The organism is Variovorax sp. 01T439_2 (assembly GCF_056398445.1).
On record NZ_JBFTPJ010000167.1, the window covers coordinates 1 to 7993 of the forward strand.

Below are 7993 nucleotides of genomic sequence, written 5' to 3' on the forward strand. Positions count from 1 at the left end.
CCATGGGGTGTGTCCTTTCTTCCTGGGGAATCGGTTCACTGCGGGACGTAGGCGCCGTGCTCGGGGCGCTCCACGACGGGTGCGAGCGGGCTCGGGCTGGTGCTGGGGCTGCGGCGTTCCGGGCCGGCGCCGATGGCGCAGGCGGCCACCCAGCCGCCGACGGAGCGCAGGAACAGCTGCTGTCCCCGCGCCGTGCACAGCGTGTGGTCGGCTTCGCGCATGAATTCGTACTGCACGGCCTGCGCAAACGGTTCGCTGCGGAACGGGCCGAGCTGGTCGCGGTCGTGGTCGCAGACATGCAGCGAGCCCGAATAGAGCAGCTGCACCGCCACCTTGCGCTCGACCAGGCGCCGCATGGTGGCGCCGAACCACACGGCGTTGACCTCGGGCGGCTTGCGTTCGGCGAAGAAGCCGGGCAGCGGCTTGGTCGAATGGCTGGGCAGCAGGTGGCGCTGCAGCCAGCGCTTGGCCTTGCCCGCGAACGACGGATGCGCAGGCGCCGCCAGCGCGCGCCGCAGCGTGCGTTCCCAGCGCGAGCGCCGGTCCGGAAAGGCGAAGCCGTCGAACAGCGAGAGCGCCACCACGCGCGTGTCCGTCGCGGCCGCGGTCATGGCGTGCTCCACGCCCGAACACATGCCCACGATCGCGAACTTGCGGATGCCCAGCATGTTCTCGAGGAGGTCCATGCCGGCGCGCAGGTCGCGCACCGCGCGGGCCTGCAGGTCGGACGAGGCGTCGGACGCGTCGCTGTCCCCCACGCCGCCAAGGTCGAAGCGCAGGCTGCTCACGCCGCGCGCGGCCAGCACGTGCGCCAGCTTCACGTTGATGCGGCGCGGCCCGACCCGGTGGTTGGCGCCCATGTTGAGCATCAGGCAGGCGACGTCGGCCGGCGCCCGGTACATGGGAATGGTGATCATGCCCATCAGTGCGTCTCCTGGTCCGAAGCGGACGGGGCATTGCGTCATGTCATTCATGGAGGGCCCCCTGCAGGCGGTTGAGCGCGTCGGCCGGAACCATGGCGCTGTTGGGATAGGGATCGGCGGTCCAGTCGAGCCGGTGCTGGAAGTAGGCGAGCCGCACCGGCATGTGGCGCGACTGCTGCTCGGCCGCCCACTGCGCGGTGTGCTGGTCGTCGGGCGAGGTCAGCACCAGCGTGTCGTGCAGGGCCGTGAGCGGCAGCGATTCGGGCGCCAGCGCGCCGAGCTGCGTGCGCAGCGCGGGCGACAGCACGGTGCCCAGCGCTTCCTCGGGCAGCGCGTCGGGGTCCTGCGCAAGGTTGCGGCGCCAGACCAGGTCCGGAATGCAGAAGGTCGTGTCGATGGCCGCCACATGCTGCTCGCGCAGGTGGCGCGCATAGCGCCGGCCGTCGATCACCGGCTCCCACAGCACGAGCCGCGCCGGATCGCAGCGCCCGTTGCGCGCCGCCAGCACGGCCAGGGTGGCGCCGAGCCGCGCGCCGACCCAGACGATGCGGCTCCCCGGGGCCCTGCGGCGCAGCTCCTCGTGGGCCGAGCACAGGTCGCGGCGCCAGCCGTCGAGCTCTCCTTCGCTTTCATCGCCGGGCGAGTCGCCCGCGCCRTGGAAGTCGAAGCGCAGCGTGGCAATGCCCGAGCGCGCGAGGCGCTCGGCCAGCACCTTGAAGAAGCGGTGGGTCCGCAGGCCCTCCTGGCCGAAGGGCGGGCACACGAGCACCGCGGTACTGCCGTGCCGTCCGTCGCCGGCGGCATGGAACACACCGAAGATCTGGCGCGACGCCGGTCCGAACATGAAGGGGTGTGCGTTCATTGCGGCACCCTTTGCGCTGCGCGCCTTTCCGCCGCGCGGGAGCGGGTGCAGGTCTGCGCCGCGAAACTCGGCACGCTGGCGCGCACGTGCGTCTGCCGCCATTCCGCAATCGCTCCCACGCTGTCCACGCGCGGCGGCGCGGGCTGCAGCACGAGCCACAGGATGCGGCCGGCCACCGGCACTTCCACGCTCCGGCAGTCCGGCTCCAGCCCCACCTCGAAGCGCTCGGTCGGCACGATCAGCCCGAGGCCGATGGCCTTGAGGCAGGCTTCCTTGCGCGTCCAGCAGGTCAGGAAGGCATGCTCGCGCTCGGCGGCGGGCAGGGCCAGCAGCGCCTCGCTCTCGCTGTCCGTGAAATGCTGCGCGGCCAGCGCGAGCGCGTCGGGAATCGGCCGCAGCAGCTCGACGTCGGCCCCCAGCGGACCGCGCTCGCCGATGGCGAGCAGTCCCAGTCCCAGGCTGTGGCTCAGCGAAAACCGCACCCGCGGCCAGCCCGACAGCGAAGGCTTACCGAATGCGCTGCGGGTGAAGCGCAGCGCCTCGGGGCGTTCGCCCGTCTGCGCAGCCAGCGCGCAGCGCAGCGCGGCATGCGCGGCCACGAAGCGCTGCCGGTCGGCCGCGAACCGGAACTGCGCGGCGCGCTCCAGTTCCTCGTCGGAGAGGAGCCGCTCGGCCTCGGGGCCGGGTTCGCCGTCCAGTTCGAGATACCGGCAGACCGGCGCATCGACGGAAGTCAGGGAGAAAGCTGCGGAGACCATGATGAATCACTCCTTGCGCAGCCAGTTGCCGAAGGCGCGGCTCAGCAGGCCGTCGCTGCGCGCCGTGCCCTTCAGGTTGCCGAGCGGCAGTTTTCCGAGATCCGAGAGCTCCGCGTCCTCCGCGGCCTGCTGCGCGGACGAGGCGATCTGCCCGAGGTTCTCGAACAGGTAGCGGCGCGGCTGCACGCGGTAGCCCAGCGTCTTCTCGGCCTGCTGGATCGCGCGCAGCACCAGCAGCGAATCTCCGCCGAGGTCGAAGAAGTTGTCGCTCGAGCGGATGTCGTTGACGTCGATCCCGATCACCGAGGCCCAGATCTGCGCGAGCCGCGCGTGCTCGGGGATCAGGATGCTGCCTTCCTCCGCGGCCGCGGCACCGGCCGGCGCATCCACCGGCGCCGCGGCCCTGAGCGGATCGACGGCCGCGAGCCTGCGCAGGTAGGCGGCGCTCGCGGAGCCYTCTTCGCTCGCGAGCTCGGCCAGCGAGGCCTCGGGACGTTCGGCCACTTTCTGCAGCAGCTCGAGATAGCGGTCGCGCAGCTGCGCCCCGGTCTCGCGCAGGTAGATGTCGGCGTTGTAGATCAGCGCGCCTTCCAGCCCGTGCGGCTTGTCCATCAGCCACACGCCGATGTCGTCGGTGGCGCCGCGCTGCATCAGGTGCAGCTGCCGCGTCTGCAGGCTGCCGAGCCGGCGCGCACGGTCGCGCGCATCCTGGAACGAGAACATCGCCTGGTAGGGCCCCACGGCGCGGATGCGCGCGGCCAGCGCGGGCTCCGCCATGAGGCGCTCGAACGGCACCTGCTGGTAGTTCATGAGCGAGAGCAGCTCGCGCTTCACGTAGCGCATGAACTCCGCGAGCGGCTGCTGCAGGCCGACCTGCAGCGACACCGGCAGCACGTTGTTGAAGAAGCCGATCACGTCCTCGGTCTCGGGCTGCTGGCGGCCGCGCACCGGGTTGGCGATGACGATGGTCTCGGAGCCGATGATGCTGCTCATCGCAAAGGCATACACGCCGAAGGTCAGCATGCTCAGCGTCACATCAATGTCGCGCGCCACCTTGCGCAGCTGCTGCGTGGTGGCCAGGTCGACGCGGATCCAGTGGGCGCCGCCCTGGCCGCTCTTGCCGGCGCGCCGCGGCATGTCGGTGTTGGGCTGGCGCGGCATCGGCGCGCTCGCAAAGCGCTTGAGCCAGAAGTCGAGCTGGTCCTGGAACGAGGGCTCCTTCATCCAGTGGGCCAGCCACTCGGCATAGTCGCCCTGCGTGGTGGCGATGGGCGCCAGCCCGTGCGGCCGGCCGCGCTCGGCCGCGTCGTAGATGGCGGAGAGTTCGCGCTGCAGCAGGTCGAAGGACCAGCCGTCCCAGATCAGGTGGTGCGGCACGAAGACGAACACATGCTCGTGCACGTCGAGCTGGAACACCGCCGCATGCAGCATCGGCGCGCGGTGGATGTCGATCGGCCGGTCGGCGAGCTCCTGCATGCGTTCGGCCAGCTCGGCCTCGCGCTGGTCGGCCGGCAGGTCGCGCAGGTCGACGTAGGGCAGCGAGAAATCCACCGCTTCCGCGATCAGCTGGACCGGCTGGCCGGTGTGCGGATCGGTCCCCATGCGGGTGCGCATGGCGGGCTGGCGGCGGATGATTTCCTTGAACGCGGCCTCGAAGCGCTCGGCATCGAAGACGCCGGTCAGGCGCTGCGCCGCGGGCGCGTTGTAGACCGAGCGGTCCGGGTGCAGGTCTTCCATGAAGCGGATGCGCTCCTGCGCGGGCGTGAGCGGCGCCGTCTTGCGGTCGATGCGGCAGGGCAGCGGCGCCTGCGCGCCGGCGCCCACGCGCTGCAGGCCCTCGACCACGGCGGCCAGCTTCTCGGCCGTGGGCGCCTCGAACAGCGAGCGCAGCGGCAGCGTGATCTGGAACTCGCGGCTCAGCAGCGTGGTCAGGCGCGAGGCCAGGAGCGAATGCCCGCCCATCGTGAAGAAGTCGTCGCGCATGTCCAGGCCCGGCAGGCTCAGCACCTTTTCCATGGTGGCGAGCACCTTGCGTTCGCTTTCGGTGCGCGGGCCGGCGCCGCGCCGCGCCTCGTCGCGCGACACCGCCTGCGGCGCGGGCAGCGAGACCCGGTCGACCTTGCCGTTGGGCAGCGTGGGCAGCGCGTCCAGCGCCACCACGTGCTGCGGCAGCATGAAGGCCGGCAGGCTCTCGCGCAGGTGCGCCATCAGCACGTCCAGCTCGAAGTCGACGCCCGGCGTCAGCGCCAGGTAGGCCACCAGCCGGACATCGCCCGGGCTGTCTTCGCGCGCCACCACCACGCAGCGCGAGACGCCGGCCACCTCGCAGCAGCGCGCCTCGATCTCGCCGGGCTCGATGCGGTAGCCCCGCACCTTGAGCTGGAAGTCGAGCCGGCCCAGGTGCTCGATGAGCCCGTCGTTGCGCCAGCGGCCGCGGTCGCCGGTGCGGTACACCGTCTTGGCGCTGCCGAAGATGCGCGCGGCAACGAAGCGCTCGGCCGTGAGTTCGGGGCGGTCGATGTAGCCCAGCGCCAGGCCGTCGCCCGCGATGCAGATCTCGCCCGGCACGCCGATCGGGCAGGGCTGCAGGTCGCCGTCGAGGATCCAGATCTCGGTGTTGTCGACGGGGTGGCCGATCGACACGCCGCGCGAGGCGACGACGTCCGGCCGCACCAGCCAGGCCGTGGAATACACGGTGGTCTCGGTCGGCCCGTAGCCATTCCAGAACTCGTCCATGCGCTCGCACAGCGCGAACGCCATGCTGGGCCGCAGCGGCTCGCCGCCGGTCCAGCCGCGGAAGCCGGGCGCGCCGGGCCACTGGGCATCGAGCAGCAGCTGCCACATGCCGGGCGTGGCCTGCAGGAAGGTGATGCGCTCTTCCTTGAGCAGCCGGCACAGGCGGTTGCCGTCCATGGCCACCTCGCGCTGCACCATGACGATCTCGGAGCCGCCCGACAGCGGCAGCAGCAGCTCCGGCACCGCCATGTCGAAGGACAGGGTGGTCACCGCGGCGATCCGGTCGTTCGGGCTCAGGGCCGATTTGCGCTGCATCCACTGCAGCAGCACCACCACCGAGTGGTGCCGCGCGCACACGCCCTTGGGCAGGCCGGTGGAGCCCGAGGTGTAGATCACGTAGGCGCCGTCGTCGGGGCCGGCATCGTCGCCGCTCGGCGGCAGCGGCTCGCCGCTTTCCTGCTGCCAGGCGCTGTGGCGGTCGATCTCGAACACCCGCTCGGCCGCGTCGGCGCGCCAGTTGCGCGGCGCCACCGCGATGTCCGACGAAGTCAGCAGCAGGCAGAGCCCGGCGTCCTTGGCGTAGTGCTCGAGCCGTGCCTGCGGAAACCCGGGATCGAGCGGCACGTAGGCCGCGCCCGCCTTGAGCACCGCCACCAGCGCGGTGACCATCTCGATGCTGCGTTCCAGGCACAGCCCCACGCGCTCGCCGCGGCGAACGCCGCGTGCGCGCAGCGCCCGCGCCAGGCGGTTGGACTCGGCATCGAGCTCGGCATAGCTGCAGACCCGCGCACCGTCGCGCACCGCGGGGCGCTCGGGCTGCAGCGGCACGCGCGCCAGGAAGCGGGCCAGCGCATGCGGCGCGCTCTCCAGCGGCGTGCGCGGCGGCTGCAGCGCGATCAATTCGTGCGCGGCCTCGGCCGACAGCACCTCGAGCCGGCCGACCGTCTCGCCGGGGTTGCGCACGGCAGAGCGCAGCACGCATTCGAAGATGTCGAGCCAGCGCTGCACCGTGGCCTCGTCGAACAGGTCGGTGTTGTACTGCGTCTCGATCTGCAGCCCGCCGTCGAGCGGACGCAGGTTCAGGAAGAGTTCGAAGTTCTCGTACTGGCGCGCGATCGTGTCCTGCGCGACTTCGAGGCCCGGGAAGGTCTGCGCGCTGCTTGCCACGTCGGGGTCGACGTTGAACGCCACGCTCACCAGCGGCAGCCGGCTCGGGTCGCGCTGCAGCGACAGCTTGCCCAGCAGGGCGCCATAGGTGAGCGCCTGGTGCTCGAAGGCGTCGAGCACCGTGGTGCTGCATTCGCTCAGCAGGGCATCGAAGCGAAGCTGGGCATGGACCGCCACGCGCAGCGGCAGCAGGTTCACGCAGTGGCCCACCAGGCCGGGCATGTCGCGAGCGACCTGGCCCGACGCCGGAATGCCCACCACGATGTCGTCCTGCCCCGTGAGCCGGTGCAGCGTGGCGACGAAGCCGCTGAACAGGCCCGCGAACAGGCTGGCGCCGGTCTTCGCGCTCATGGAGCGCAGGCTGCTCACGAGGCGGCGGTCGAGCAGGCGCTCGGTGCGCCGCGAATGGAAGGTGCGCACGGCGGGCCGCGGATGGTCCACCGGCAGGTCGAGCACCGGCAGGGTGCCGCCCGCGAAGCGCTCCAGCCAGTAGTCCACGTGCGGCTGCATGTCGGGATGTGCGGCCTCGGCGGCTTCCTCGGCGGCGAATTCCGCATAGCTGGGCGCGGGCTTCAGCGGCTGTCCGCTGCCGGCCTGCTCGGCGTAGAGATGGCCGAGCTGCTCGCTGATGACCATCCAGGACCAGCCGTCGCACACCACGTGGTGGGCCGACATCACGAGCTCATGCTCGGCATCGCCGAGCCGCAAGAGCACCGCGCGGAACAGCGGGCCATGCTCCAGCGCGAAGGGCGTGCAGACCGCGTCGTCATGCGCGGCCTTCAGCGCCAGCGCGCGGGCCTCGGGCAGGAGGCCGCTCAGGTCCTGCTGCTCCAGCATGCCTTCGCCGGGCCGGCTGACCAGCATGCAGCTGCCGTCCGGCGAGATGGTGGCGCGCAGCGCCTGGTGCCGTTCGACCAGCTGCGCCACGGCACGTGCCATGGCGCCGGTGTCCAGCGGCCCGCGCAGGCGCAGCAGCACCGATTCGTTGTAGGCCAGCGAGGCGTCGGTGCTCATCGTCGCGCCGAGCCAGATCTCGCGCTGCGATTCGGTTGTCGGTATGACGCATTCGATGAGGCCGCCGGCGGCGGCGGGGCGGAGAACGGCGTTCATGCTGCGGCCTTTCCATTGATGAGGGAGGTGGGGCTCGCGGCGTCGGGCACGTACCAGAAGGGCTGGCCGTCGACGTCGCGGGCGAGGACGGAGCCGTCCTCCTCGCAGCGCTTGCGGTAGTCGAAACCCGTGATCACCGTCGCGCGGCGCGGCAGGAAGCCCGATTCCTGCATCTCGGCCACCGACTCCTTGAAGACGCGCTGGATGGTGGCGATGTCCTCGGCGCTGTGCGCGCTGGTGAGGAAGCAGGGGAAGTTGTCCAGGATGTGCACGCCGCGGCTGCGCATCATGGCGAACAGCAGGTCCTGCAGTGGATGCTCCTCGAGCCAGCTCACGCGCCAGAGCGAGGCGAACTGGCGGATCGCGATCGGCGCGCCCACCTCGGCGCACCAGGCCGTGAGTTCGTCGGCCATGGCGGCGGTGCTGCCCGTGAGGCC

General features: G+C 71.4%; 5 protein-coding genes. All 5 read right to left on the bottom strand.

What is annotated here, in order from left to right:
- Positions 1 to 35 precede the first annotated feature (35 nt).
- Positions 36 to 923, bottom strand: a complete 888-nt coding sequence (locus AC1DOC_RS10495; RefSeq protein ID WP_012748286.1) for an alpha/beta hydrolase family protein — start codon at positions 921 to 923, stop codon at positions 36 to 38.
- A 43-nt stretch (positions 924 to 966) separates the two neighbouring features.
- On the bottom strand, positions 967 to 1785 hold the full coding sequence (locus AC1DOC_RS10500) for a serine aminopeptidase domain-containing protein (protein ID WP_012748285.1): 819 nt from the start codon (positions 1783 to 1785) through the stop codon (positions 967 to 969).
- Positions 1782 to 2543 carry a 4'-phosphopantetheinyl transferase family protein gene (locus tag AC1DOC_RS10505; protein ID WP_478081363.1) on the bottom strand — a complete coding sequence of 254 codons (762 nt, stop codon included), beginning with the start codon at positions 2541 to 2543 and terminating at the stop codon, positions 1782 to 1784. Before AC1DOC_RS10505 ends, AC1DOC_RS10500 begins: the two co-directional genes overlap by 4 nt.
- A gap of 6 nt (positions 2544 to 2549) precedes the next feature.
- Complete coding sequence (locus tag AC1DOC_RS10510; RefSeq protein ID WP_478081364.1) at positions 2550 to 7556, bottom strand: amino acid adenylation domain-containing protein; 5007 nt, start codon at positions 7554 to 7556, stop codon at positions 2550 to 2552.
- A partial coding sequence (locus AC1DOC_RS10515; protein ID WP_478129775.1) for a hypothetical protein occupies positions 7553 to 7993 on the bottom strand: 441 nt, incomplete at its 5' end. The genes AC1DOC_RS10515 and AC1DOC_RS10510, both read right to left, overlap by 4 nt.